This is a genomic window from Brevundimonas sp., from assembly GCF_046295075.1.
Taxonomy (GTDB): Bacteria; Pseudomonadota; Alphaproteobacteria; order Caulobacterales; family Caulobacteraceae; genus Brevundimonas.
Map to the genome: position 1 here is coordinate 292553 of NZ_JBKBOC010000001.1, position 25403 is coordinate 317955.

Annotated in this window: 31 protein-coding genes; 13 read left to right on the forward strand and 18 right to left on the reverse strand. The window is 67.4% G+C overall.

Annotated features, from left to right (window positions below):
• Window positions 1–102: 102 nt before the first annotated feature.
• The 6 genes from radC to ACK4MH_RS01520 all read left to right on the forward strand — a co-directional run bounded on the left by radC (window position 103) and on the right by ACK4MH_RS01520 (window position 3445).
• Entirely contained in the window at window positions 103–828 is a 726-nt protein-coding gene (radC, locus tag ACK4MH_RS01495) for a RadC family protein (protein ID WP_135194859.1), read from the forward strand.
• Complete coding sequence (locus ACK4MH_RS01500) at window positions 825–1352, forward strand: GNAT family N-acetyltransferase (RefSeq protein ID WP_409713684.1); 528 nt, start codon at window positions 825–827, stop codon at window positions 1350–1352. Before radC ends, ACK4MH_RS01500 begins: the two co-directional genes overlap by 4 nt.
• Before the next feature lie 57 nt (window positions 1353–1409).
• Window positions 1410–1652, forward strand: coding sequence for a BolA/IbaG family iron-sulfur metabolism protein (locus ACK4MH_RS01505; RefSeq protein ID WP_135194857.1), 243 nt, complete (start codon window positions 1410–1412; stop codon window positions 1650–1652).
• A 3-nt stretch (window positions 1653–1655) separates the two neighbouring features.
• The gene (locus ACK4MH_RS01510; RefSeq protein ID WP_409713688.1) at window positions 1656–2558 is read left to right on the forward strand and encodes an oxidoreductase; all 903 of its coding nucleotides are present in this window, start codon (window positions 1656–1658) and stop codon (window positions 2556–2558) included.
• A 93-nt stretch (window positions 2559–2651) separates the two neighbouring features.
• Window positions 2652–3005, forward strand: a complete 354-nt coding sequence (grxD, locus tag ACK4MH_RS01515) for a Grx4 family monothiol glutaredoxin (RefSeq protein ID WP_409713691.1) — start codon at window positions 2652–2654, stop codon at window positions 3003–3005.
• Entirely contained in the window at window positions 3005–3445 is a 441-nt protein-coding gene (locus ACK4MH_RS01520; RefSeq protein WP_409713694.1) for an acyl-CoA thioesterase, read from the forward strand. The genes grxD and ACK4MH_RS01520 overlap by 1 nt, the downstream gene beginning before the upstream one ends.
• On the opposite strand, the gene ACK4MH_RS01525 is transcribed toward ACK4MH_RS01520, so the two are convergent.
• Window positions 3429–3809 carry a hypothetical protein gene (locus tag ACK4MH_RS01525; protein WP_409713697.1) on the reverse strand — a complete coding sequence of 127 codons (381 nt, stop codon included), beginning with the start codon at window positions 3807–3809 and terminating at the stop codon, window positions 3429–3431. The two genes, ACK4MH_RS01520 and ACK4MH_RS01525, sit on opposite strands and share 17 nt — an antisense overlap.
• Window positions 3810–4085: 276 nt before the next feature.
• On the opposite strand from ACK4MH_RS01525, the gene ACK4MH_RS01530 reads away from it, so the two are divergent.
• Complete coding sequence (locus ACK4MH_RS01530) at window positions 4086–5192, forward strand: NADH:flavin oxidoreductase/NADH oxidase (RefSeq protein WP_409713700.1); 1107 nt, start codon at window positions 4086–4088, stop codon at window positions 5190–5192.
• Window positions 5193–5199: 7 nt separating this feature from the next.
• Here the strand turns inward: ACK4MH_RS01530 and ACK4MH_RS01535 are convergent, their stop codons facing one another.
• From ACK4MH_RS01535 to rpsD, 3 genes are all read right to left on the reverse strand, one after another.
• A complete protein-coding gene (locus ACK4MH_RS01535) occupies window positions 5200–7560 on the reverse strand; it encodes an EAL domain-containing protein (protein WP_409713702.1) in 2361 nt (786 codons plus the stop codon).
• Between the two features lie 98 nt (window positions 7561–7658).
• On the reverse strand, window positions 7659–8039 hold the full coding sequence (locus ACK4MH_RS01540; protein WP_409713705.1) for a hypothetical protein: 381 nt from the start codon (window positions 8037–8039) through the stop codon (window positions 7659–7661).
• A gap of 133 nt (window positions 8040–8172) precedes the next feature.
• The gene (gene rpsD / locus ACK4MH_RS01545; RefSeq protein WP_135194849.1) at window positions 8173–8790 is read right to left on the reverse strand and encodes a 30S ribosomal protein S4; all 618 of its coding nucleotides are present in this window, start codon (window positions 8788–8790) and stop codon (window positions 8173–8175) included.
• A gap of 272 nt (window positions 8791–9062) precedes the next feature.
• Here rpsD and ACK4MH_RS01550 point away from each other — a divergent pair, with 272 nt between their 5' ends.
• Entirely contained in the window at window positions 9063–9284 is a 222-nt protein-coding gene (locus tag ACK4MH_RS01550; RefSeq protein WP_346494792.1) for a hypothetical protein, read from the forward strand.
• Here ACK4MH_RS01550 and ACK4MH_RS01555 read toward each other — a convergent pair.
• From ACK4MH_RS01555 to ACK4MH_RS01595, 9 genes are all read right to left on the reverse strand, one after another.
• Window positions 9281–10219, reverse strand: coding sequence for an MBL fold metallo-hydrolase (locus tag ACK4MH_RS01555; protein WP_409713709.1), 939 nt, complete (start codon window positions 10217–10219; stop codon window positions 9281–9283). The genes ACK4MH_RS01550 and ACK4MH_RS01555 overlap by 4 nt on opposite strands.
• Window positions 10220–10319: 100 nt before the next feature.
• The gene (locus tag ACK4MH_RS01560; RefSeq protein WP_409713712.1) at window positions 10320–10931 is read right to left on the reverse strand and encodes a superoxide dismutase; all 612 of its coding nucleotides are present in this window, start codon (window positions 10929–10931) and stop codon (window positions 10320–10322) included.
• 107 nt (window positions 10932–11038) lie between these two features.
• Entirely contained in the window at window positions 11039–11263 is a 225-nt protein-coding gene (locus ACK4MH_RS01565) for a hypothetical protein (protein WP_409713715.1), read from the reverse strand.
• Between the two features lie 15 nt (window positions 11264–11278).
• Complete coding sequence (locus tag ACK4MH_RS01570; protein WP_409713718.1) at window positions 11279–12205, reverse strand: DUF4350 domain-containing protein; 927 nt, start codon at window positions 12203–12205, stop codon at window positions 11279–11281.
• 43 nt (window positions 12206–12248) lie between these two features.
• Window positions 12249–13088: an S-formylglutathione hydrolase gene (gene fghA / locus ACK4MH_RS01575; protein ID WP_409713720.1), complete on the reverse strand. Its 840-nt coding sequence runs from the start codon at window positions 13086–13088 to the stop codon at window positions 12249–12251.
• Entirely contained in the window at window positions 13085–13453 is a 369-nt protein-coding gene (locus tag ACK4MH_RS01580; protein ID WP_409714009.1) for a type II toxin-antitoxin system VapC family toxin, read from the reverse strand. Before ACK4MH_RS01580 ends, fghA begins: the two co-directional genes overlap by 4 nt.
• On the reverse strand, window positions 13435–13731 hold the full coding sequence (locus ACK4MH_RS01585) for a FitA-like ribbon-helix-helix domain-containing protein (protein ID WP_409713723.1): 297 nt from the start codon (window positions 13729–13731) through the stop codon (window positions 13435–13437). Before ACK4MH_RS01585 ends, ACK4MH_RS01580 begins: the two co-directional genes overlap by 19 nt.
• Before the next feature lie 40 nt (window positions 13732–13771).
• On the reverse strand, window positions 13772–14155 hold the full coding sequence (locus tag ACK4MH_RS01590; RefSeq protein WP_409713726.1) for a VOC family protein: 384 nt from the start codon (window positions 14153–14155) through the stop codon (window positions 13772–13774).
• 63 nt (window positions 14156–14218) lie between these two features.
• Window positions 14219–15325 (reverse strand): S-(hydroxymethyl)glutathione dehydrogenase/class III alcohol dehydrogenase, encoded by a 1107-nt coding sequence (locus ACK4MH_RS01595; RefSeq protein WP_409713729.1) that lies wholly within the window; start codon window positions 15323–15325, stop codon window positions 14219–14221.
• A gap of 249 nt (window positions 15326–15574) precedes the next feature.
• Between ACK4MH_RS01595 and ACK4MH_RS01600 the strand changes: the two genes are divergently transcribed.
• Window positions 15575–16231, forward strand: a complete 657-nt coding sequence (locus ACK4MH_RS01600; RefSeq protein WP_409713732.1) for a DUF6624 domain-containing protein — start codon at window positions 15575–15577, stop codon at window positions 16229–16231.
• Between the two features lie 31 nt (window positions 16232–16262).
• Window positions 16263–16964, forward strand: a complete 702-nt coding sequence (locus ACK4MH_RS01605) for an NAD-dependent deacylase (protein ID WP_409713735.1) — start codon at window positions 16263–16265, stop codon at window positions 16962–16964.
• Window positions 16965–17024: 60 nt separating this feature from the next.
• On the opposite strand, the gene ACK4MH_RS01610 is transcribed toward ACK4MH_RS01605, so the two are convergent.
• Complete coding sequence (locus ACK4MH_RS01610; RefSeq protein WP_409713738.1) at window positions 17025–17576, reverse strand: OmpA family protein; 552 nt, start codon at window positions 17574–17576, stop codon at window positions 17025–17027.
• Window positions 17577–17950: 374 nt separating this feature from the next.
• Here ACK4MH_RS01610 and ACK4MH_RS01615 point away from each other — a divergent pair, with 374 nt between their 5' ends.
• Entirely contained in the window at window positions 17951–18799 is an 849-nt protein-coding gene (locus tag ACK4MH_RS01615; RefSeq protein ID WP_409713741.1) for a hypothetical protein, read from the forward strand.
• On the opposite strand, the gene ACK4MH_RS01620 is transcribed toward ACK4MH_RS01615, so the two are convergent.
• From ACK4MH_RS01620 to ACK4MH_RS01630, 3 genes are read right to left on the reverse strand one after another with little or no spacing between them, the layout of a single operon-like run.
• On the reverse strand, window positions 18796–19122 hold the full coding sequence (locus ACK4MH_RS01620) for a YnfA family protein (RefSeq protein WP_409713744.1): 327 nt from the start codon (window positions 19120–19122) through the stop codon (window positions 18796–18798). The two genes, ACK4MH_RS01615 and ACK4MH_RS01620, sit on opposite strands and share 4 nt — an antisense overlap.
• A 9-nt stretch (window positions 19123–19131) precedes the next feature.
• Window positions 19132–19938, reverse strand: coding sequence for an RNA methyltransferase (locus ACK4MH_RS01625; protein WP_409713747.1), 807 nt, complete (start codon window positions 19936–19938; stop codon window positions 19132–19134).
• Window positions 19939–19943: 5 nt separating this feature from the next.
• Window positions 19944–20963: a S1/P1 Nuclease gene (locus ACK4MH_RS01630; RefSeq protein WP_409713750.1), complete on the reverse strand. Its 1020-nt coding sequence runs from the start codon at window positions 20961–20963 to the stop codon at window positions 19944–19946.
• Window positions 20964–21177: 214 nt separating this feature from the next.
• Here ACK4MH_RS01630 and ACK4MH_RS01635 point away from each other — a divergent pair, with 214 nt between their 5' ends.
• The gene (locus ACK4MH_RS01635; RefSeq protein WP_409713753.1) at window positions 21178–21804 is read left to right on the forward strand and encodes a DUF4168 domain-containing protein; all 627 of its coding nucleotides are present in this window, start codon (window positions 21178–21180) and stop codon (window positions 21802–21804) included.
• A gap of 2 nt (window positions 21805–21806) precedes the next feature.
• On the opposite strand, the gene ACK4MH_RS01640 is transcribed toward ACK4MH_RS01635, so the two are convergent.
• A complete protein-coding gene (locus tag ACK4MH_RS01640) occupies window positions 21807–23717 on the reverse strand; it encodes a monovalent cation:proton antiporter-2 (CPA2) family protein (protein ID WP_409713756.1) in 1911 nt (636 codons plus the stop codon).
• Between the two features lie 47 nt (window positions 23718–23764).
• Between ACK4MH_RS01640 and ACK4MH_RS01645 the strand changes: the two genes are divergently transcribed.
• On the forward strand, window positions 23765–25339 hold the full coding sequence (locus ACK4MH_RS01645; protein ID WP_409713759.1) for a carboxylesterase/lipase family protein: 1575 nt from the start codon (window positions 23765–23767) through the stop codon (window positions 25337–25339).
• The last annotated feature ends 64 nt before the right edge of the window (window positions 25340–25403 follow it).

Here is a 25403-nt window from a genome sequence, read left to right on the forward strand (position 1 = left end):
CCCAAGGCGACTCAAGAAGGTGTAACGACACACGTTGAGCTTGCGCGCGTCGTCGGATCGACCGATCCTGTGAAGGTTGCGCATCTGCGAGCCTGACGGCGTATGACCGACGAGATTCTCACCAAGCCCAAACCGCGCCACAGCGGCCATCGCGACCGGCTGCGCGAGAGGGCGGCGAAGGGCGGGCTGGGCGCCCTGCCCGACTATGAGTTGCTGGAACTGCTGCTGTTCCGCAGCGTGCCCTACAAGGACACCAAGCCGCTGGCCAAGGATCTGCTGGCGCGGTTCGGCGGGCTGGAGGGGATCGGGGCGGCCAGCCATGAGGCGATCGAGGATCAGGTCGCGCGGTCGATGGGCTATGCCGTCGGCAAGGCGACGCGGGCGATCGCGCTGGACCTGCAGCTGATCTTCGACGTGACGCGACGGATCGCGCGCGAGCCGACGGCGAAACGGCCGGTGATCTCGTCGTGGACGGCTTTGCTGGCCTATGTCCGGGTCGCCCTGCAACACGAGCCGCGCGAGCAATTTCGCGTCTTGTATCTAGACAAGAAGAACCAGCTGATCCTGGACGAGGTGCAGAACCGGGGCACGGTCGATCACGCCCCGGTCTATCCGCGCGAGGTGGTGCGGCGCGCGCTGGAGCTGTCGGCCAGCGCCCTGATCCTGGTGCACAACCATCCGTCCGGCGATCCCACGCCCAGCCGCGCCGACGTCGAGATCACGAAACAGGTTGTGCAGGCCGGGCGCGCCCTTAACGTCGAGGTTCACGACCATCTGGTCGTCGGCCGCGACGGGGTGGCCAGCTTCAAGCAACTGGGCCTGATGTGAACGACAGAATACTGACGACCGAACGACTGGTGCTTAGCCCGGTGTCCGTGACGGATTACGACGATCTGTTGGTCCTCTGGGCGAACGCGGACTTCACCCGTCACATCACCGGCCGTCCGATGAACAGTGAAGAGGTCTGGTTCCGGCTGCTGCGCGACCTGGGGCAGTGGACCGTCGATGGTTACGGCAGTTGGACGATTCGTCGGGCGAAGGACGGCATCTATCTGGGCAATGTCTCGATCCTGGACCACCGCAGGCTGATAGAGCCGGCCATGACCGATCCAGAACTGGGCTGGGGCCTGTCGCCGGCCTTTCATGGCGGGGGGTTGGCGCGCGAGGCGCTTGAAGTCGCCTTGGCCTGGGCCGACGCCCGCCTGTCGGCGACGCGCACGGTGTGCATGATTGCGCCCGAGAACCTGGCCTCGCTGAAACTGGCAGAGCGGGTCGGCTACCGGCCCTATGCGACAGCGACCTACAAGGATCATCCGGTTCAGCTGTTCGAACGGCCGCGCCGGGCGCCGTAGGTCGCCATTAAGGATTATCGGGCAAACTGGCGTCGAACGAACCGCGAGTCCCTGCCCATGCCCATGTCCGTGGAAACGCTGCGCCAGCATCTGGTCGACGCCTTTGCCGACGCCGAGATCGAGATCGAGGATCTGGCGGGCGACGGCGACCACTATCGCGCCCGCATCGTGTCCAGCGCCTTTGCGGGCGTGCCGCGCGTGCGCCAGCACCAGATGGTCTATGCCGCGCTGAAGGGTCAGATGGGCGGCGAACTTCATGCGTTGGCGCTGGAAACCTCGGCGCCCGAGGCGGGAAACTGACCGATGCGCTACAGGCCCTTCGGCGCCTCGGGCGCCGCCATCTCCAACCTGACGCTGAACTTCGGCGCCGATGCGCTGAAGCGCGGGCGTGAAGCGGGTCTGGACCTGCTGTATTCGGCGCTGGAAGCGGGCGTCAACAGCTACCGCCTGGACAGCGCCGACCCCGTGGCGGCCGAGGTGCTGGGCGAGGCCCTGTCGCACGTGGATCGCAAGCTGGTCTATGTCAGCCTGACCCTGGGGGCCGGCGACGGACGCGGCGAAGACCGGGATTTTTCCGCCCAGGGCATGACGGCCGCCATCGATCGGGTGCTGCACTTCTCGGGCCTGGGCTGGATCGACGTGGCGGTGCTGCACGAGCCGGGCGAGACCGAACTGGCGCAATCCTCGCTGAGCGCGCTGAAGGCCATGCGGGCGACCGGGCGCATCAAGCTGCTGGGCATCGCGGGCGGCGGCGAGGTGATGGACGCCTATGTCTCGACCGGCGCGTTCGACGCCCTGTTGACCCCGCTGGGCATCAACGCCGACTGGAAGGTCCGCAATCGCATCCGCTCGGCGCGCGAGCAGGACATGTCGGTCTTCGCCTATGACTTCTTCAAGGATCGTCGCTCGGGTCCGCGCATCGCGCCGGTCTTGAAGAAGGGCCTGTTCGGCATCGGCGCGCAGAAGCGGCCGCCGGATACGCCGCAGAAGGACGCCTTCGGCTTCCTGTATCGCACGCAGAACTGGACGGCCGAGGCGATCTGCCTGGCCTACGTCCTGACCGATCCGACGGTGTCCAGCGTGATCGTCAACGCCACCGACACCGAACGGCTGGCGCAACTGGCGGCCGCGCCCGAGCGCGACATGCCGCCTGGCCTGGCCGCGCAGATCGAGATGGCGCGCGTCGTCGCCAGCCAGGCCGCCTGACGCAGAACGACCCGCGCCATACAGATCGTCGCGGACGCCTTGACCGCGCCCTCTCGGCTCCCTAGCTGACGGGCTTCACGAAAGGCCCTTCCCGTGACCGATACTGCCCAGACCGCCGATCCCGCCCACGCCTTCATCGGCGAAACCGTCGCCCAGAACGACGTCGTGCTGTTCATGAAGGGCACGCCGGACCAGCCGCGCTGCGGCTTCTCGTCCCTGGCGGTTCAGATCCTGGATCATGTCGGCGCCGCCTTCGTGGGCGTGGACGTTCTGCAGGACGAGGCCCTGCGCGAAGGCGTCAAGAGCTTCACCGACTGGCCCACCATTCCCCAGCTCTATGTGAAGGGCGAATTCGTCGGCGGATCGGACATCATCCGCGAAATGTTCCAGGCTGGCGAACTTCAGGCCCTGATGGTCGAGAAGGGCGTGCCGCTCGGCGAGGCCTGATGGCCCGCAAGACGCTTGAGCCGCGCGAGGACCGCGAGGTCTTCGTCGTGCCGCTGGACGTGCGGCCCGAGCACATCGACGCCAATGGCCACGTCAACAACGTCGTCTATGTCGGCTGGCTGCAGGACGCTGGCACGGCCCACTGGAACGCGCGCTTCGACGAGGCGACGCGGGCGAAATGGTCGTGGGTCGCGACCCGGCACGAGATCGACTATCTGCGCGGCATCGAGCCGGGCGCCCAGGGCGTGGTCGCCCGCACCTGGGTCGGCGATCCGCAGGGGCCACGCTTCACCCGCTATGTCCGCATCGAGGACGCCCAAGGCCGCGTCTGCGCCCAGGGCGTCACCGAATGGGTGCTGGTCGACGCCGCGACCCTGAGGCCCCAGCGCATTCCGCCCACGATGCTGAGCGTGTTCGAGACGCCTACTTCAGCGGATTGAGAATCCGCGCCGGGGTGCCGGGCTCCAGGCCCAGGTCGGCGTAGGTCCAGCGCAGTTCGACGCCGTCGGCGACCAGGGCCTTGCACAGGTCCGGCTTGGTGCGGCGCAGAGTGATCTCGGTGGGCGAGCCGTCCGACACCGACACTTCGAAATCGGACGCCTGGGTGCAGCCGTTGGAATCGACACGCGCGACCAGGGCGCCGTCGGCAAAGCGGGCCTCGCGAATGGCCTCGGCCGGCGGGGCGTCGTTGCGCGTGACATTGACCGAGACGTTCTCGCCCGCATCGCTGTCATAGATGACGCAGGCCGACAGAAGCGGCGCGACCAGGGCCGCGACCGCCAGACCCTTTGCGAGACCGCGCATCACTGGCCCGAGGCCGGGGCGGTGATGACCCGCGTGGTCGGCTTTTCGGTCGAGACGATGATGCAGCCCGACAGCAGCGGAGCGGCGATGGCGATGGCGATGGCGAGACGAAGCATTGGTGGTTCCCCTTTGAAAGCTTGACCCTTTGTGCCGCGCAGGTCGGTTCCGCACACGTGAATTATCGGCAAGCTGGATGAACAATCGGACAGGCTGGGCTTGAACGCGTCTGCAACCGCCATAGCTACGGTCCCTCCCCTTCTCCTCGGATCGTCTCTCATGAGCCTGCTGTTCTCGCCCCGCGCCGTGGGGCCCCTGACGCTGAAGAACCGCGTCGTCATCGCCCCGATGTGCCAGTATTCCGCCATCGACGGCGTGCCTCAGCCCTGGCACGTGCAGCATCTGGGAAAGCTGGCGATCTCGGGCGCGGGCCTGGTCATCGTCGAGGCGACCGGGGTCGAGGCGGCGGGGCGCATCACGCCGGACGACACCGGCCTGTGGAACGACGCCCAGGAAGCCGCCTTCGCGCAGATCATCACCGACATCCGCACCTACAGCGACACGCCGATCGGCGTTCAGCTGGGCCATGCGGGCCGCAAGGCCTCGACCAGCGCGCCGTGGAAGGGCGGTCGCGCCCTAGGCGCCGACGAGGGCGCATGGGAGACGTTCAGCGCCTCGGCCGAACCGTTCAAGGACGACTGGCATACCCCGACGGCGATGACGCAAGGCGACATGGACCGGGTCGTCGCGGCCTTCGAGGACGCCGCGCGCCGGGCCGACCGGGCCGGGTTCGACCTGGTCGAGCTGCACGCCGCCCACGGCTATCTGCTGACCCAGTTCCTGTCGCCCCTGTCCAACCATCGCACCGATAACTTCGGCGGCGGGTTCGAGAACCGGGCGCGCTTCCCCTTGCGGGTGGCCCAGGGCTTGCGCGACGTCTGGCCGCGCGCCAAGGCGCTGGGCGTGCGGTTCAACGGGTCGGACTGGGTCGAGGGCGGCATCGCCCTGGACGAGGTCACGGCCCTCGGTCAGGCCCTGCACGACATGGGCTATGACTATCTGCATCTGACGTCGGGCGGCAATGTCGCGCGCGCCGACATTCCGGGCGCCGAGCCGGGCTATCAGCTGCGGTTCGCGCAAGCCGTGAAGGCGGCGACGCCGGACGCCAACGTCATGGCCGTGGGCATGATCTTCGATCCGCAAAAGGCCGAGGGCATCGTGGCGTCGGGTCAGGCGGACCTGATCGCCATCGCCCGTGCGGCGCTGGACGATCCCAACTGGGCGCATCATGCGGCCGTTGCGCTGGGCGACGACGAGGGCCTGCCGCCGCAATACGAGCGGGCCGGCAAGAAATATTGGCCGGGCTACGGCAAGGCCGGTGCGTAAGGCCTGATCAGGCGGCGTCTTCCAGCGGTGGTGCGCCGTCCCACAGGACGCGAGCAGCCTGCTGGATATGGCCTTCGGCCGTCTTCTGCGGGCGGCCCAGCAGATAGCCCTGAACCTCGTCGCAGCCTTGGTCGCGCAAGAAGGTCAGCTGTTCCAGCGTTTCTACGCCCTCCGCCAGGACCGGGATGTCCAGGCTCTCGCCCAAGGCCAGCACCGCGCGGATGATGGCGGCGGATTGAGGTCCGCCGTCCAGCTCCGACATGAAGGAGCGGTCCAGCTTGATCTTGTCGAACGGGAAGGCGCGCAGGGTCGACAGGGACGAATAGCCGGTGCCGAAATCGTCCATGGCGATGGAGACGCCCAGCAGCTTCAGCTGGCGCAGCACGTGGGTTGTGCGCTCCATGTCGGTGATCATGGCCGTCTCGGTGATCTCCAGCTCCAGCCGCGAGGGCGACAGGCCAGTCTCCACCAGAACCTGATGCACCAGGCGCGGCAGATCGACGTGGCCCAGCTGGACCGGCGACAGGTTGACCGCGATCTTGTACGGCTCGGCCCAGGCGGCGGCCTCGGCGCAGGCGGTGCGCAGCACCCATTCGCCGATCGGCAGGATCAGGCCGTTCTCTTCGGCCAGGGGGATGAAGTCGGCCGGCGAAATGAAGGTCCCGTCAGGCTGGATCCAGCGCAGCAGCACTTCGTAGCCGGTGATGTCGCCCGTATCGACGGCGGCCTGAATCTGCCAGTTCAGGCTGAACTGGCCCTGGTCCAGGGCCTCGCGCATCTGCTGGGCCATGCGACGGCGGTTGCGCACCGCCTCGTCCATCTCTTCCTCGTAAAAGCAGACGTCGGTCCCCAGCGAGGCCTTGGCGCGGTACATGGCCAGGTCCGCGTCATTGATCAGGGACGAGATGTCGCGCGCGTCGTCGGGCCAGACGGCGACCCCCACGCTGAGGCCGCAGGCGACCTCGGCATGGTCCAGCATGACTGGCGCGATGACGGCCTGGCGCAGACGATCGACCAGGCCCAGCGCGTCCTCGCGCTGTTCGACCGCAACGACGGCCACGAACTCGTCGCCGCCCAAGCGAGCCACGAACTCGCCGGGGCGCAGGCTGGCCTTCATCCGTTCGGCGATGCGGATCAGAAGCTGGTCGCCCGCGGCGTGGCCGTGAACGTCGTTGACCTCCTTGAACCGGTCCAGGTCGATGGCGAGCAGGGCGACCCGGGTCGCGGCGCTGTCGTCGGCGGTCTGGCGCGTCAGCCATTCCAGGAAGGACGAGCGGTTCGGCAGGCCGGTCAGGCTGTCGTTGCGCGCCAGGTGAGCGATGCGGCGTTCTTGGGCCAGACGCGTGCGTAGGTCGCGCACGGCATAGATCATCAGGTCGGCTTCGACCGCGTGACCGCCGTCGCGACGCACGGCGATCTCGACCGGGATTTCGGTCCCGCCCGCTCCGACCAGCCTGGACTGGGTCAGACCGCCCACGGCCAGATCGGTGGTGTGAACCAGCCAGCGCGACAGCGGCTCACCGACCAGGGCGTTGCGGTCCATGCCCGACAGGTCGGCGAAGGCGGCGTTGGCGGCCAGGATCAGGCCGTCCTGCGCGACCACCATGCCGTCCACGCTGCCCTCGATCAGATGATCGAGGCGCGCCTTGGCCTGAAGCCGGGACTGCATGTCCAGGGCGTGACTGGCGACGCCGGTGCCCAGCATCATCAGGCCGACGGCGGAGACAGCGAAGGCCATGATGACATTGGCGGAATCGGCGGCGACGGCGTCGACCAGCGGCGACAGGGGTATGACCGTCATCGCGGCCATGCCGGTGAAGTGCAGCGCGACGATCCCCAAGACCATCAACGCGACCGGCGCGATCTGTCCGGGACGGCGTGCGCGGTTGAACGCCAGGGCGCCGAAGACGACGGCGCCCACGATCGAGGCGGCGATATAGGCGGCGGACCAGTGAATGACCGCATCGGTCGCAAAGGCCGCCATGCCGGTATAGTGCATCGCCACGACGGTCAGGCCGAACAGCACGCCGCCGATCTCGGCCGAGAACCGCATGGCTCGCGAAGCGACCCAAAGGGCAAGCGCGCTGCCGGCGATGGCGACGCCCAGGGAGACACCCGTCAGGACCGGCTCGTAGCTGATGGCGGCGCCCGGCTCATAGGCGATCATGGCCACGAAATGGGTGCACCAGATCGTCGCCCCGGTCGCCACCGCGCCCATGAAGGCCCAGGCCAGGCGCGTGCCCTTTTCGGCGGCGCGCAGTCGGCGATAGAGGCGGAAGGTGATGATGGAGCCGATCAGGCACAGGCCGGCGGCGAGCCCGACCAGCCACAGATTATGGTCGTCGGTCAGGCAGGTGAAAAAGCGCATGAAAGCTACAGACCGTGGGGAAGACAGCCTGGCTCCGTAGCAGCAGAGAATTTAATCAGACGCGCCCGAACAGGCTTAACCAATCCCTATTCGGGAGGTCAGGAGCGCGGCAGTTGATAGGGATTGTTGACGCTGATGGGCGAACCGGCCGGCAGGCCCAGTTCCTCGAACGACCACTTCAGCTCGACGCCCTCGACCAGATCCTGGCGGCACTTGTCCTCGTCGATGCGGCGCAGGGTGATGACGGCAGCGCCGCCCTGCAGGCTGACGATGGGGATCAGGTCTTCCTTGTCGGTGCAGCCGTTGGAGCTGACCCAGAAAACGGCCTCGTCCTTGGTGAAGGCGGCGGCGTGGATCGGCTCAAGCGCGCCCGGCATGCCCTGGGTCGAGACGGACGGCTCGCCGCCGGTGGCGCAGGCGGCAAGGCTCGCCGATGCGGCGGCGATCAAAGCCAGTCGTCCGATGATGGAGTCGCGCACCGACGACCTCCCCTGTCTCTCAAAGCCTGAACGGGCCGAGAATGCGCCTGTTCGCCCGTGGAGGGAACAGGGTAAAAACGAAGGGCCCCGGACGAGTCCGAGGCCCTTCAAACTCAACTGGTCGAGGCTTCGCTTACGAAGCGTAGTATTCGACGACCAGGTTCGGTTCCATCTTCACGGCGTACGGCACGTCCGACAGTTCCGGGACGCGGACGTAGCGAACCGAGAACGAGCGGTCCGACAGTTCCAGATAATCCGGCACGTCGCGTTCCGACGACGTCTGGGCTTCGATCACCAGAGCCATGCTGCGCGACTTTTCCTTCACCGTGACGACGTCGTCCGGCTTCACGCGGTAGGAGGCGATGTCGACCTTCTTGCCGTTGACCGTGACGTGGCCGTGGTTGACGAACTGACGGGCGGCCCAGACGGTCGGGACGAACTTGGCGCGGTAGACGATGGCGTCCAGACGCGATTCCAGCAGACCGATCAGGTTTTCCGAGGTGTTGCCCTTGCGACGCGTGGCTTCGTCGTAGGTCTTGGCGAATTGCTTCTCGGTGATGTTGCCGTAGTAGCCCTTCAGCTTCTGCTTGGCCTTCAGTTGCAGACCGAAGTCCGAAACCTTCGACTTGCGACGCTGACCGTGCTGACCGGGACCGTAAGAACGCTTGTTGACCGGCGACTTGGCGCGGCCCCACAGGTTCTCACCCATGGCGCGGTCGATCTTGTATTTGGCGCTGTGGCGCTTGGACATTCTATTCTCTTTTCAACGATACGGCCCGGCATCCCCTCGATTGGGAATGCGATCTCAACGGCGGTCCACGCATCTTCCGTCATCAATCCCGCCCCCGGCGAACCGGAGGCATGGAAGGCGGCGCTTATGGCCACCGGCGGGCATGGAGTCAAGCCGGGGGAGTCAAGCCGGGCGGGCCGTTAAGCACGATGGAATGGAACGATGGCCCGCACCCATCCCTTTCCGACCGGGTGAAGCCTCCAGTCGCCTGAGACGATAGAGGAGGACCAAGGGTGACGAATGAAGCCAAGACGTTCCAGACCGGCCTGTCCGAGCCGGCGTTCGCGACGCTGAAAACCAAGCTGATCGACCTTGTCGAGCCGCTGAACGACGGGCAGCTGCTCGAACTGGCGGACGGCATCCACGAGATGCTTCGACAGCGTCGGATGCTGCGCCAGCACCATGCCGAGCGCATGAACGAACGCGCCCGGCACAGTCTGGATCTTCGTATCTAGTCCGTCGCTGATTGCGCCTCGGAGATGAACATGGCCCGGCCCTCGCGGGTGGCGATCTTGCCCAGGCCCGGGAACGGGAAGTGATAGGCGTAGATATGGGCGCCAGAGTTGCGCAGCGCCGTCACCTGATCCAGCCGCGCCTTCTCGCCCGCCGCCTGATCGTCGTCATAGCCGACGCGCCAGTCGGGATGCTCCACCGACAGAATCCAGTGGTGCATCAGGTCGCCGGTGAAGAGCAGTTGGTTCTGGCCATCGGCGATCAGATAGGCGACGTGGCCCGGCGTATGGCCCGCCGTGTCCTGGGCCGTCACGCCCGGCGCGACCTCTCCGCCCGGCGCGAAGGCCTGGACCTTGGGCGTGATGATGCGCACCAGATCGGCCAGTTCGGGATTGGCGCGGATCGAGGCCCATTCCGCCTGCGGCATCCGGATCGCAGCATTGGGGAAGGCCAGACCGCCGGCGCGGATCAGGCCGCCGACATGGTCGGGGTGGCCGTGCGAGATCAGCACGTCGGTGATGGAGGCCTGATCGACGCCAGCCTTTTGCAGGCTGTCCATCAGCTGGCCCTTGCCCTCGCCCAGGCCGGTGTCGAACAGCATGGTCCGGTCGCCGTTCCTGACCAGCAGCGGATGGATTTCCAGCATGATCGGATCGGCCGGCTGACCGGCGGCGGTTAGGGACGCAGCGACCACCTGGGGCGTCAGGCCGACGCCGAAAGTCTGGTTGTCGTTCTTGACCGGGTTCTCGCCGTCGAACAGGGCGATGGCGTCCAGTGCGCCGATCTTGAACCGATAGACCGGCTTCTCGGCCGGGGCGGCGACCGTCTGCTGCGGCGTGGGCGGGGCGTGATCGCCGGATTTCTGCTGGCCCGCCTGTGGATTGCACGCCGCCAAGGTCAGGCAGGCCAAGGCCGCCCCCGTCATCATCATCCGCATCGCTTCACTCTCCGTCTGTAGAACCTGAATCGAAAACGCCCGCCGGAGGTTCCGGCGGGCGTCGTCTTGTCTCGATCTAGATCGCGATCTGTGGCGGGCCTTACTTGGCGGCTTCGTACAGTTCGTTGACCTTGTTCCAGTTCACCACCGACCAGAACGACTTCAGATAGTCGGCGCGGCGGTTCTGGTATTTCAGATAGTAGGCGTGTTCCCAGACGTCGGCGCCCAGGATGACTTCGCCGCGCTCGTCCACGACATCCATCAGCGGATTGTCCTGGTTGGGGGTCGAAGTGATCTTCAGCTTGCCGTTCTGGACGATCAGCCAGGCCCAGCCCGAGCCGAACTGTGCGGCGCCGGCGGCGTTGAAGTCTTCCTTGAACTTGTCCATGCCGCCGAGATCGCTCTCGATGGCGGCGGCGAGTTCAGCCGAGGGTTCGCCGGCCTGATCGGCCGGGGCCAGCAGTTCCCAGAACAGGCTGTGGTTCCAGTGACCGCCGCCGTTGTTGCGGACAGCCTTGGGCGCGGTCGAGATGCTGGTGAAGATCTCTTCCAGCGACTTGCCCTGCAGACCGGCGTCGGCGTCGACGGCCTTGTTCAGGTTGTCGACATAGGTCTGGTGGTGCTTGTCGTGGTGGAAGGTCATCGTCTCCTTGTCGATGGCCGGCTCGAGCGCGCCATAGGCGTAGGGCAGCGGGGGCAGGGTGAAGGCCATGGGAGAGCTCCTTTTCCGACAGATCTTGATAGGCAGCACATAGGCGCCCGTTCGTAAAACCCAAGCGACAAAGCCCGGATTCGTTCCGACTTATCGGCCCGGAACGGTCAAGCTGGCAAGTTCGCCTTCAGGCATTCGCGCACGGCGCGCTTCACGTCGCCCGGCGCATTGGGCTCGTCCACGCCTTCGGCGGCGAAGACGGCGCGCACGGCGGCGTCCAGACCCTTGGGCAGGGCCTCGATCACCCGCTTCTGGCCCTTGGCGTGCAGGCAATACCCCACCTCGCGGCACAGGGCGGAAAACATCGGTTCGTAGGGATCGGGAGCGCTCATGGCGCCCCTGTAGCATCAGGGGAGAAGACGCGACAGCCAGTGCATCAGGTTCAGCACGAACTGCTGATCGTCATGGCCGGTCGTATTCAGCCCCATGCGGAGCGGCTCGCGATCCGGCTGGTCGGGAAACCGCACGATCTGCGCCGTGAGCATGCCGGCCTCTCCCAGCACGACGACCCGGCCCTCGCCGAAACGGAAGGCGACACCTTGAGCCGGCAAGGCGGACCGCGATAGCTCGGCGAGGACGACGGATGGATCCTGGCCGGCCCGCAGGCGACGTCGGATCGTCTGCAGGGCTTCGAGATCGGGAGCCTCTCGCGCGTCCACGCTCATCGCAAGCAGCACGGTCGCGTCCGTCGGCCCAGCGAGCGACTGCCCCGTGAAACTCTTGACGACCGTCACGCGCTCGCTGTCGTCGCGGCCTTCAATGATCGGATGATCCGCAAGCGCCGGGCGCGGAAAGACCAGATTGGCCGTGACGTCGCCGCCCACGGGCTGGAAGGCGTAGCCCGTTCCCATCGACACCCCGAACCTTGCGGCCAGGGCTTCGGCGGCTGCGCCGTGCGGCGCGTGATCGGCGGCCAGAAGCAACGCCCCGCCCTGCTCCACCCAGCGGCTGATCGCCTCGATCTCGGCGTCGTCGAAAGCCGAGGCGCGCGAGCCGTCCGCCGGGCGCGCCGGATTGGAGATAACCAACACCGCCACGCCATCGAGCGCGCCGGGCGCATCGAGCCGCCCCCGGCTCGCTTCGATCCGATATCCGTCCGCCCGCATCAGGGCGGCGAAGGCGGCGTAGCGTCCTTCAATGGTCTGCTCGCTGCCATGGCCCTGATCGACACGGACACGAGGCCCATCGGCCACGTAGGCCGGCGACGCCACCTCAGGTCGCCAGTCGAGATCGCCAACCTGCTCCTGCGCCAGGGCCGGTACAGCTGCCAGCATGACCGCGAGAACCGTCCAACCCAGGCGATGCCTCATCCGACGATCAGCCCTTCAACCGCCGGGCGTGGAAGGCGACGTGGTCGGCGATGAAGCTGGTCATGAAGAAGTAGGAGTGGTCGTAGCCGGGCTGCATGCGCAGGGTGATCTTCTGGCCGGCGGCGTCGGCGGCGGCTTGCAGCAGTTCGGGCTTCAGCTGGTCGGTCAGGAAACTGTCGGCGTCGCCCTGGTCGATCAGGATGTCGTCATAGATCCCGCGTGCGACGCCGGCCGCGATCAGTTTGGCGGTGTCGTGGCGGTCCCAGGTCGCACGGTCGCCGCCGAGATAGGCGGTGAAGGCCTTTTCGCCCCAGGCGCATTGGGTGGGGGAGCAGATGGGGGCGAAGGCGGAGACGGATCGGAACAGGTCGGGGTGGTTCAGCGCCAGGGTCAGGGCGCCGTGGCCGCCCATCGAATGGCCGCTGATGGCGCGGGCGCCCGTGGTCGGGAACGCGGCGTCGATCAGGCCGATCAGTTCCTCGGCGACATAGGTTTCCATGCGGAAATGCGGGGCCCAGGGCGCCTGCGTCGCATCCAGATAGAAGCCCGCGCCCTGGCCCAGATCATAGGCGGGGTCGTCGGCCACGCCGTCTCCGCGCGGGCTGGTGTCCGGCGCGACGATGATGACGCCGTGTTCGGCGGCGGCCCGGTAGGCGCCGGCCTTGGTGGTGAAATTGTCCTCGGTGCAGGTCAGGCCCGACAGCCAGATCAGGACGGGAAAAGGCCCCTCGCCCGCCGGCGTGAAGACCGACAGGGTCATGGGCGTGCCGGTCGCGGTGCTGTCGTGCTTCAGATAGCGGAGGGTTCCGCCGTGGACGATGTGGGTCTTGGTGGTCTCGAAGGTCATGCGACGGTTTCCGGCGAACTCAACAGGCGAACATCCATTCCCTCGACCTTGCCCAACTTCCGGGCCAGCTTGAGGTCGGCGGTGACGAGCGGCAGACCCCGCCGCCGCGCCATCACGGCATACAGGCAGTCGGTCATCGAATGGTTCAGGTCGCAGGCCAAGGTAAAGGCCTCGGAGATCAGCCCCCGATGATCCACCAGATCGACCACCTGCGGGATGATGGAAAGGTTCTCCACTGCCGACGACGACTGCAACTCGCCACGAACGACATAGCGGCGAAAGACATTCGCCACCTCGATCAGCATCAGGTCAGGCGCAACCGCCGGACCATGGGTCCGACGCGCCTCTATCGCCGCATCCGCCAGCGGATCATCGACGAACCATTTGACGACGACGCTGGCGTCGAAGACCGCACTAACCGGTCGCGGTCTTCGCGGATCAGAGCGGTGGAGTCGAGCGACGAGCCTCGCGTCTGCTCGCGGGATCGTCGGGAGGCGTTTTCAAAGCGGGCTTCTATGTCCATGGCCTCGCGAGCGGCCATATCCCTGAACTTCTGCTCCAGGGAGATGTTCTCAGCCTTCGCCATCACCTTGAGGCGGGCGACGATACTGTCATCCAGATCGCGAACGAGAACCTGAGCCATGGGGCGATGATAGCGCAATGCTATCATCGCGCCAAGCGCCTCACCCCACCCGGTGCATGGCGCAGATCTTGTTGCCTGACGGATCGCGCAGATAGGCAAGGATCATCGGGCCGAACGGGCCTTGACGCTCGCCGGGCGGGTCCTCGATGGCGCGACCGCCGGCGGCGACGCCGGCGTCGTGGAAGGCCTGGACCATCTCGGGCGTCTTGGCGTGAAAGCCGATGGTGCCGCCGTTGGCGTGGCAGGCCGGGTCGCCATCGATCGGCGCGCCGACCGCAAAGGCGCCCATGCGCGTGCGCCACCAGTAGCGGCCCTTGGGGTCCGGCCCCTGCCCCGGCTCGACGCCTAGGGCGCCGAGCGCCGCGTCATAGAATTGGCGCGACGCCTCAATGTCGTTGGCGCCGACGGTGACGTGGGTGAACATGGTCGAACCTCCCGATTTTAAGTCCATTTCTTTAGACAACGAACCGTGAGGCGCGCAAGTCGATCAGAACACGACCACGCTGCGGATGCTCTCGCCGGCATGCATCAGGTCGAAGGCCTTGTTGATGTCTTCCAGGCCGAAGGTGTGGGTGATCATGGGGTCGATCTCGATCTTGCCGTCCATGTACCAGTCGACGATCTTGGGCGTGTCGGTGCGGCCGCGCGCGCCGCCGAAGGCCGAACCGCGCCAGACCCGTCCCGTGACCAGTTGGAACGGGCGGGTGGCGATCTCCTTGCCGGATTCGGCGACGCCGATGACGACGCTCTCGCCCCAGCCGCGGTGGCAGGCCTCAAGCGCCTGGCGCATGACGACCGTGTTGCCGGTGCAGTCGAAGGTGTAGTCCGCGCCGCCACCGGTCAGTTCGACCAGATGCGCGACGACGTCGGACACCTCCTTCGGATTGACGAAATGGGTCATGCCGAAGCGACGGCCCCATTCTTCCTTGTCGGGGTTGATGTCCACCCCGACGATCATGTCGGCGCCGACCATCTTCAGCCCCTGGATGACGTTCAGGCCGATGCCGCCCAGGCCGAAGACCACGGCGTTGGCGCCCGGCTCGACCTTGGCCGTATTGACCACGGCGCCCACGCCAGTGGTCACGCCGCAGCCGACGTAGCAGGCCTTGTCGAACGGCGCGTCCTTGCGGATCTTGGCCACGGCGATCTCAGGCAGGACGGTGAAGTTCGAGAAGGTCGAGCAGCCCATATAGTGAGCGATGGCCTGGCCCTTATAGCTGAAGCGCGACGTGCCGTCGGGCATGACGCCCTTGCCCTGGGTGGAGCGGATCGAGGTGCACAGGTTGGTCTTGCGCGACAAGCACGACTTACACTGGCGGCATTCCGGCGTGTACAGCGGGATGACGTGATCGCCGACCGCGACCGAGGTTACGCCCGGTCCGACCTCGACCACCACGCCGGCGCCCTCGTGGCCCAGGATGCTGGGGAAGATGCCCTCGGAGTCCAGACCGTCCAGCGTATAGGCGTCGGTGTGGCAGATGCCGGTGGCCTTGATCTCGATCAGCACCTCGCCGGCGCGCGGCCCCTCCAGATCGACCTCGACGATCTCCAACGGACGTTTGGCCTCGAAGGCGACGGCGGCGCGGGTTTTCATGGCGAGGGCTCCTTGGTTTGCGCCTGTTTCTCACGAGCGACGCCGGAAAGGCCAGCCCGTCCGCCAATGAAGGCCACTGAATTTTTTTGAGTGCACTTTCGTGCAGATTTTTGAGATCGGTTCGCACGGACGCGCAATGTCTGATGTGTAGAGGACGAGGGCGTCAGGATCGGACGTGTTCCGATGCACGACAGGCTTGCATCATTCACGCGCGACAATAGTCTGATCCGGCAACGGAGAGACTCCATCATGCTGGCCTGGTTCCTCGTCGTTATCTTGAGTCTGGCCGATCTTTCCCCCGCCGCCGAGTCGGCGCTTCGTCCCCTGACCGAGGCCATTGCGACCGCACGCGCTCAACAAGCGGCCCTGCCGGAGAACCCGACACCCAAGGAAAAACTGGAGCTGACGCTGACCCTGGATCAGGAGCCGTTGAAGGCGATGCACAGCGTCGATCTTTCGGGCCTTTCCGAAACGGATCGACTTGCCGCGCAAGCAGAAGCGAAGGCGCGGCTGGACGCCATCAGCGACGAGACGGTGGCCACGGTTCTGTCGCTGGTTCCGGTCGAGGGCTGGTTCTCCAACGCCGTCTATGGCCAGGATGCGGCGACGGGAGCCTTCCTGGTCATCCAGCACGCCGACGCGGCTTTGCAAAAACGGTTCTTGCCCGCGCTGGAAGCGATGGCCGAGCGGGGCGAGGCGCTGAAGTGGCAGTATGCGATGATGTACGACCGCATCGCTGTCGCCGAAAACCGTCCGCAGCGGTACGGCACCCAGATGCAATGCGTAGCCGGCCGCATGGTCCCGGCGCCCACGGAAGACCCGGAACGGCTGGAGCAACGTCGCGCGCCGATGGGTTTCCGTTGGCCCGACTACGACGCCTATCTGGCGAACTTCGGCGCTTGCTGAACGCGTCACAGATCAGACAGGAGATCGCGCCTTGAACCTCGTCGTCCTGACCGGCGCCGGCATATCGGCGGAGAGCGGCGTGCCGACGTTTCGGGCGGATGACGGGCTGTGGTGCGGGCATCGGGTGCAGGATGTGGCGACGCCGCAGGGGTATGCGGCCGATCCGGCCCTGGTTCAGGACTTCTATAATCAGCGGCGGCGGCAGTTGGCCGATGTTCAGCCCAATGCGGCGCATCGGGCGCTGGCGGATCTGGCGGCGCGGTGGGAGGGCGAGTTCCTGCTGGTGACGCAGAACGTCGACGATCTGCACGACCGGGCGCATGCGCAGACGCCGCCCGGCGCCGGGTTCGAACTGATCCATATGCATGGCGAGCTGTTGAAGGCGCGCTGCACCCGGTCGGGCGTGGTGATGGACTGGACCGGAGACATGGCGGCGGATCAGGCCTCGTCGCATCATCCGCAGGGCCTCATGCGGCCGCACATCGTCTGGTTCGGGGAGATGCCTCTGGAGATGGAGCGGATCGAGGCGGCGCTGGAGGCGTGCGACCTGTTCGTCTCCATCGGCACGTCCGGCGCGGTCTATCCGGCGGCAGGGTTCGTGCAGTCGGCGCGCTATGCAGGGGCGCGGACGGTGGAGATCAACCTGGAGCCGACGTCGGGCGCGCGCCTGTTCGACGAGGGCGTCTATGGGCCGGCGACGCAGGCCGTGCCGGGCTTCTTCGATGGGCTGTAGAGACGAAAACGGCGACCGCTGCGAAGCGGCCGCCGTTCCGGTCTTTGAGGTCGAAGGCGGTTAGGCCAGGACGACGATGGTCACGCGGCGGTTCTGCGAACGGCCTTCCGGCGTCTCGTTCGAGGCCACCGGCTGTTCCTGACCATAGGAGATGGTCGCCATGCGGTTCAGGGCGACGCCCTGACGGTTCAGGAAGCGACGCACGGCCTCGGCGCGTTGCTCGCCCAGCTGGTTGTTATGCTCGGGCGTGCCGGTCGCGTCCGTATAGCCCTGGATTTCCAGATAGACGTTCTTGTTCTCGCCCTGCAGACGCTGGGCGAACTGGGCCAGGCGTTGCTCGGCTTCGGGCGACAGGGCCGCCGCGTCGGTGGGGAATTTTACGGAATCGTCCGACAGCACGACCTGATAGAGGAACTTGCCCTCGGCCAGCTTGTGCGCGTCGTTGGCGCGTTGCAGGGCTTGGCCTGCGGTGCCTTCGACGCCGGTCACGCGGGTATCGACGACTTCCACCTGATCACGCACGAAACGATGGCTGGCGCAGCCGCTGGCCGCAAGGCCGAGGGCGATGAGGGCGCCGCCGACGACCGCCGTCCTGAGTTTCGATCTGCTCAAGTTCTGTCTCCTTCTTGCCGGGAGCGCCACACCCGTTTTTGCGCCAGATGAAAATGGCGTAGGGCACAAGGCGGAGTAATGACTTGCTTTGGGCGGGATCATGTCAGCTTGACCATAAGCAGATCGGGTATTTCGCGTTATTCTTGCGTCCGCGCGGAACCCGGCGCCGAGATCAGACGTTGCGCCGCCGACGGTCGAGGCCGAAGGCGGGCGGGCTGATCTATCGCTGATCTGAAACGCCGCCCGGTTGTATTCGGCACAGCGCCACTTTCCTGACGCGACCGAATGTTTTCAACAGGGCCTGAAGATTTTTACAGGCATTCTGTTCTGATGACCATGCGGCACGGTGTTCAACAGTCATCACGGATAGGCGATTGAGCGCCGGACAGGCACGGCGCCGGGCACGACGCTGGGCGCTGGCGGCGACGCCGATTCTGGTCGCCCATGCCGGGCTGGCCCTGCTGATGACCGCGCGCGCGACGCCTGAGACGGTCGTGTCCGAGCCGCCTTTGGTGATGGTCGAACTGGTCGAACCGCCGCCCCCTCCTCCGCCGCCGCCCGCGCGGGTCATCGCTCCCGATCCCTCGCCCAAGCCGGATGCGCCGGCCGCAGCGGCCCAGTCGGCGGCGCCGCCCAGGCCCGCCCCCCAACGTCGCCCGCCCGCCGTGGCGGCGGCGCGGCCGCGACTGGTCGTCGCCAAACGCCCGCCCGACGTCGAACCCCTGCCCGCCGCGCCCGCACCGCCGGGACCGCCCCTGCCCTTGCTGGGCGCGGCCCAGATCGCCGGCGCCATGACGGTCGGCGCAGGACCGGGCGGCGGAGGCGGAACGGGCGTGGGGGGCAGCGGCGGATCGGGCGGAACCGGCTCAGGCCCGGGATCGGGCGGCGGATCGTGCGACATGGTGCGCTGGGTCCAGGACGCCGTGCGCGACGACCAGGCGGTGCGCCGCGCCGTCATCGCCGCGTCTCAGGACATGGACGCCAACGGACGCGCCATCCTGGTCTGGAACGGCGACTGGCTTCAGAGCCGCAACCAATCGGGAAAAGGCTTGGCCGGCGTGCGTCAGGCCATCGCCCTGGAAGTCGCCTTCGCTCCCGCCGAGTGCAAAAGCCAGCGGATGACCGGCCTGGCGGTTCTGAAGCTGGAAGACCGCCCCGGCGGCGCGCAGCTGGCGCTGGGCAAGGGCAGCTGGCGATGGTCGGACCTGCTGGGGGCGGGTTAGGCCGCCCGTGGCCCGAACAGGATGATGCCCGCGCCGACGATGCAGACCAGACCGCCCAGCACGTCCCATCGATCCGGCGTCGTCTTCTCGACCAGCGCCATCCAGATCAGCGACGCGCAGATATAGACCCCGCCATAGGCCGCAAACGCCCGGCCCGCCGCGTCGCTGGGGACCATGGTCAGCAACGAGGCGAAGGCGATCAGGCAGACGACGCCCGGCGCCAGCCACAACGGCGAGCGATCCAGCTTCAGCCAGGCCCAGAAGGCGAAACAGCCGCCGATCTCCGCCAGCGCCGCCAACGGATAGATCAGCAAGAGCTTCATCCTCGCCTCCTATCGCTCGCCGCGCGGCGGCTCGCTGCTTGAGGAGGCCTTCGCCGCCCGTTCCGCCGCCAGCTTGGCCAGCACCCGGCCGCGACCGCGCGACAGGGCATGGATTGCGCCGCGCATGGTGGCGACCTCTTGCTCCGAGAAGGCGGCGCGGCCCAGCATGACGCGCAGGTTCTGGCTCATCGAACGCTTTTTCTCGGGCGGATAGAAGAAGCCGCCGTTCTCCAGCTCTTCTTCCAGATGTTCGTACATGCCGACCAGAAGCTCGTTCGACGCCGGCGGCTCGCTGTCGCGGAAGCGCGGCGGCGGGGCGTCCAGGATCAGGGTGCGCCACTCATAGGCGTTGATCGCCACCGCCTGGGCCAGGTTCAGCGAATGGTGCCGGGGGTCTATGGGGATGGTGACGATGCCGGCGCACAGGGCGATGTCGGTCGTCTCCAACCCCGCCCGCTCGCCGCCGAACAGCAGGCCGGTCTTCAGGCCCGAGGCGGTGTCGTCATAGAGGACGCGGCTGGCCTCGCGCGGGGTGCGGACCGGCTGGCGTGTCTCGCGCGGGCGGGCGGTGGTGGCGAAGACGGTGTTCAGATCCGCGACGGCGTCCGCCACGCTGTCGAACACCCGCACCCCCTCCAGCACCCAGTCAGCGCCCGAGGCCATGGCCCAGGCCCGGTCCTGGGGCCAGCCGTCGCGGGGCGTGACCAGACGCAAGTCCGTCAGGCCGAAGTTGGCCATCACCCGCGCCACGGCGCCGATGTTCTCGGCCATCTGCGACTTGTCGAGGATGACGGTGGGGGGCGTTAGCTCCGACAAGGAAATCAGTCCTCGCCCACCATGGCGATCCAGGGGTCGGCGGTTCCGGCCTCGACCTCGGCGACCTTGACGGCGGGCCAGCCGATGGAGGCGCTGCCGGATGCGGTCCAGGCGGTGACGATGAAGTCGCGCAGTTCGCCCGCGCCGGCGCCCAGACGTTCGTTGACGAAGGCCGCGCCGCGCGGGTCGGCGTCGCGGAAACCGCCCGCCTTCTCCAGCCGATAGAAGGGGATCACCGTGCCGAGCGTCGTGGTCAGATAGGAGACGGTGCGCGCCTTGACGTCGAAACCGTCCAGGCTGGCGGCCGGCATGGCGGCCTCGACCGCGTCCAGACGGGCGACGCGGTTGGTGAACTCGCCCTCGAAGACTGCGTGGGTCTGCCGCGAGTTGGTGAAGCCTTCCGGGTTCGGGAAGTCGCCCCAGCCGTTGTAGTGGATCGAGGTGTGATGCGGCTGTGAGCCGTCGCCGACATAGTGACCCATCACGCCGATGTCGCGCAGGATCAGAGCCTCGCGGCGGATGCGGTCGGCGCGGTACCAGGCCTGGCGCTCCATGTTCGTCTCGCGCTTCTCGGCGGCGTTCAGCACACGCCAATAGGCGAAGTCGCGGCCCAGGTTCTGCCAGGCGTCGATCATGGCGTAGGGCAGATAGCCGGCGTCGTTGACGTCCAGACCGGCCTTGGTCAGGGCGGCGTCATATTCCGATTTCAGGCGCGGCAGGTCGTTGATGCTCATGCCGCGCTGGTCGAAGACGCGGCCCTGGTCGTCCATGTCGATGAAGTGGGCGGTGTCGCGTTCGCGGTCGTGCGGCTGGCCGGCGCCCTTCCAGCGGTCGGGCTCGCGCGCCAGCTCGCCCACGTCGGCGATGGCGGCCGGGGTGCGCAGGAAGGCGGGCAGATCATCGGGCAGAGCCCGCATCGCCGCCACGCCGATCAGGCGGTGGCCGGTATTGCCCCAGGCGGTGACGGTGACGGCCGGCGCGGCGACCGCGATCAGGGCCAGGGCGGCGATGGCGAGACGTTTCATGAGCAAACCTCAGCAAGGATCACGCCCGTCTAACGTATCCTTGATCGCGCCTCCAGCGTCGAAGACTGGCGATCCGAGCGTAAACGCCTAGGTTAGGAAGGCTCCCCCTTCGTCTTATCCAGGCTCCACACTTCTCGGGGAGCGATGACGTGATTGCGTCGTCGTCGTCGTTCGACGGCTCCTCAAGTGGACGCCAGACCGAAAGGACATGCCCATGCGCACGCCCCGCCTCGCCCTTTTCGCTTCCGTCGCCGTTCTGGCGACCGCCGCGACCGCCCAGGCCCAGAACGCCCCCGCCCCCACTGCGGGCGCGACGCCTGCCGCCGCGCCCACGACCGGCTCTGCGACCTTCACCGATGACGAGCTGAAGAAGTTCGACGACGCCATGGTCAAGGTAAGGGCCGTCAGCGACACGCTGAACGGCGCCCAGCCGACGCCGGAACAACAGACGCAGATGGCCGCCGCCGTTCAGGATTCCGGTCTGGAAGTGACCCGCTTCAACACCCTGTCGAACGCCGTCGCCGCCGATCCGGCCCTGGCGGCACGCATTCGCGTGGTCAACGCCACGCCGCCGGCGCCCGGCACCCCGGCCGCCGCCGTGACCGACGACGAGCTGAACCGCTTCGTCGCCGCCATGACCCAGATCCGCACCATTACGGCCCAGGTCCAGAACAACCAGGCCACGCCGGAGCAGAGCGCTCAGCTGACGGCGGCGGTCGAAGGGTCGGGCCTGACGACGGAGCGTTTCAACACCATCTCCCGACTGGTGTCGGAGACAACCTATCTGCAGGCCAAGGCCGAGCTGGCCGGCGCGCGTCTGGAAACGGGCGTCAGCCAGTAGGATCAGACGTCGGCGGGCTCGCGCCGCGTGTCCGGCGCGGCCGGGCCCGCCTCGTCCTCGTTCAGCAGGCGGCCTTCGCGGCGCGGTTTGATGTAGGGCGCCGGCTGCGGCGTGGGCATGTTGCCACGCATCAGTTGGCGGCCCGCGCTGATCCCGCCGGTCAGTTGCAGATCCAGGCGCGCCTCATCGCGACGACGCACGTCGCCGATGGCCTCGGCCGCCTGACTTTCGTCCATTCCCAGTTCGATCAGGGCGCGCTCGCCGAACTTCAGCGCCGATTCGAAGGTCTCGCGGATCTGGTAATCGACCCCGGCCTGGATCAGGCGCATCGAATGGCCCCGGTCGAAGGCGCGGACCATGATCTTGGTGGTCGGGAACTCGGACTTGACCAGTTCGACGATGCGGTCGGCGGCCTCGGGCTTGTCCACGCAGACCAGGACGATCTCGGCCTCGTCCGCACCGGACGCCCGCAGCGTGTGCAGCTGTGTGCCGTCGCCGTAATAGACCTTGAACCCGAACTGCGAGGCGGCCTGGATCATCTCGACGTCGTTCTCGATGATCGACACGTCCACGTCGCGCGCCAGCAGCGGCTGTGACACGACCTGGGCGAAACGGCCGAAGCCGATGATCAGGACCTGACCGCGCAGGTTCTTGGCGAAATCGACGCCGTCGGCGTCCTCGGCCGACACGGTCGGCTTGGGCAGGAAGCGCTGGGTCAGCAAACTGGTCAGGGGCGTCAGGGCCATGGACAGGATGACAATGGCCGACAGCATGGCGCCGACCTGGGCGTCGAACACGCCGGCCGTGACCGCCGCCCCATAAAGAACGAAGGCGAACTCGCCGCCCTGGGCGAACAGGGCCGCGCGCTCGACCGCCTCGTGGTGGGAGGCCTTGAACAGGCGGGCGACGCCATAGATGCCCAGCGCCTTGACCACCATGAAGGCGACCACGCCGCCGACCACGATGCGCCAGTCGGCGACGACCACCGACAGATCCAGCGACATGCCGACGCTGAGGAAGAACAGGCCCAGCAGGATGGCGCGGAACGGTTCGACATCCGATTCCAGCTGATGGCGGAAGGTCGATTCCGACAGCAGGACGCCGGCCAGGAAGGCGCCCATGGCCATCGACAGGCCGCCCAGCGACATGGCCCAGGCGGCGCCGACCACGACCAGCAGGGCGGCGGCCGTCATCACCTCGCGCCCGCCGTAACGGGCCAAAAGGCGGAAGATCGGATCGACCAGATATTTGCCGGCCAGCAGCACGCCGCCGACCGCCGCGACCGCGAAGCCGATGGTCTGCCACAGGGGCGGCGCCTGTTCGTTCGCCACGCCCAGCACAGTCGCCAGGATGGCGACGATGGCCAGCAGCGGCACGATGGCCAGGTCTTCCAGCAGCAGGATGGAGACGGCGCGCTGGCCCGGCCCGCCCGCAATCTCGCCGCGCTCCTCCAGCATCTGCATGATGACGGCGGTGGACGACAGGACGAAGCCCATGGCCCCGACGAAGGCGACCGGGGCGGAGAAGCCCGCCAGCATGGCCGTCAGCGTCAGAATCAGGCCGCAGAACAGCACCTGGGCCGCGCCCAGGCCAAAGATCTCCTTGCGCAAGCCCCACAGGCGTTTGGGCCGCATCTCCAGCCCGATGATGAACAGGAAGATGACCACGCCGAACTCGGCGACATGCAGGATGGTCTCGGGCTCGCGGAACAGTTTCAGGCCAAAGGGACCGATGGCCAGGCCCGCCGCCAGATAGCCCAGCACCGACCCCAGGCCGATGCGCTTGAACACCGGCACGGCGAGCACGCCCGCCGCCAGCAGGGCGGCCGCCGCGCCCAGATCCAGTCCCGTCGTCGCCTCGGCCATCATGCCCCTCGTATGCTCAAGCTCCATTGTGGGGATGCGCGCAGCCAATTGCCATCGGCCTTGTGGCGAACGGCGGTTCGGGCGAAGACGCGGCCATGTCGCGTTCGCTGTCGCTCGCCCTGCTCACCCTGACCCTCGGCCTGGCCGCGCCCGGCGTCGGACAGGCGCAAACCGATGCGCTGGAGACCGCCGTAGCCCAGGGCCGTGTGCGAGGCGTGACCATCGACGGGACGGACCAATTCCTGGGCCTGCCCTACGCCGCGGCGCCAGTCCGCGACCTGCGTTTCGCCCCGCCCGCGCCCGCGCCGGCCTGGAACGACGTGCGTGACGCCGGCCGGGCGGGGCCGCGCTGTCCGCAAGGCGGCGGCCCCGACACCTGGTCGGAGGACTGTCTGGTGCTGAACGTCATCCGCCCCTCTGCGCCGGCCGCCACGCCGCGCGCAGTGATGGTCTATGTCCACGGCGGGGGCGCCACCAGCGGATCGGCGACGGACAACGGCGGCGCCGTGCTGGCGCGCGAAGGCGACATCGTCGTCGTGACCATCAACTACCGCCTGGGCGCGCTGGGCTTTCTGACCCATCCGGCGGTGGCGGCGGTCGAAGGCCAGGCCGGCAACTATGGGGTTCTGGACACGCGCGCGGCGCTGATCTGGGTGCGCGACAACATTAGGGCCTTCGGGGGCGACCCGGAAAAGGTGACGCTGGCGGGCGAGTCCGCCGGCGGCACGGTGATCTGCAACCTGGTCGCAGGCGCGGACGCGGGCGACCTGTTTCGCGCCGCCATAATCTCCAGCGACGATTGCCTGCACGACGTCGACGACCTGACCGTGTCCATCGCGCGCGGGCTGGAGACGGCGCGTAGACTGGGGTGCGAGGAGGCCGCCGATCCGTTGGCCTGCCTGCGCGGCCGGTCGGCGGTCGAGATTCTGGCTGCGGGAGGATTTGCGGCGCCGCATTACGGCGGACGGACCGAGCCAGGCCGCAACGCCTTCGACCAGATCGCCGAAGAGGGCCGCGCACCCATTCCCCTGATGATCGGCGCCAACGCCGAGGAGGGGCGCATCGCCGGCCCCGCCTTCGTCGGCTTCGACGCCGCCGACTACCGCGCCTGGCTGCGTCGCCTGGTGGACGAGGACAGCGCGCGACGGATCGAGGCTCTCTATCCGCTGGACCCGGCCCACGGCGACCATGCGGCGGCCGAGGCGATCACGCGCATCATCACCGACAGCGGCATGCGCGGTTACGGCGGCTGCGCCAGCCTGGTCCTGGCCGGCAACGCCGCCCGACACGGGCCGGTCTGGTTCTATGAGTTCGCCGATCTGAACCCGCCGATGTGGGACGGTCCGGACAGCTGGCGGTTCGGCGCCGCCCATGCTGGGGAACTGGCCTATCTGTGGCCGGACGGCGTGTTCCAGAGCCATTCCATCCGGTTCGACCCCGCCCAGGCCGAACTGGCGCAGAGGATGCGCCAACAATGGAGCGCCTTCGTGCGCACGCTGTCGCCGAACGTCGAGGGCCTGGCGCCCTGGCCGGGCGTCGGGGAGACGAACGCCGCCATCGTGTTTCGACCGCAGGGCGACGTCGTCGCGACGATGTCAGGGCTGAGCGACGACCATCGCTGTGCGTTCTGGCGGTCGATGCCGTGGATCATGGATCGCGGCGAAGACTGAGGCTGTCGTCGGCGCTGCGGCGCGCCGGAGGCGTGCGGGCATTCGCTTCGCCATAGTTTCGACG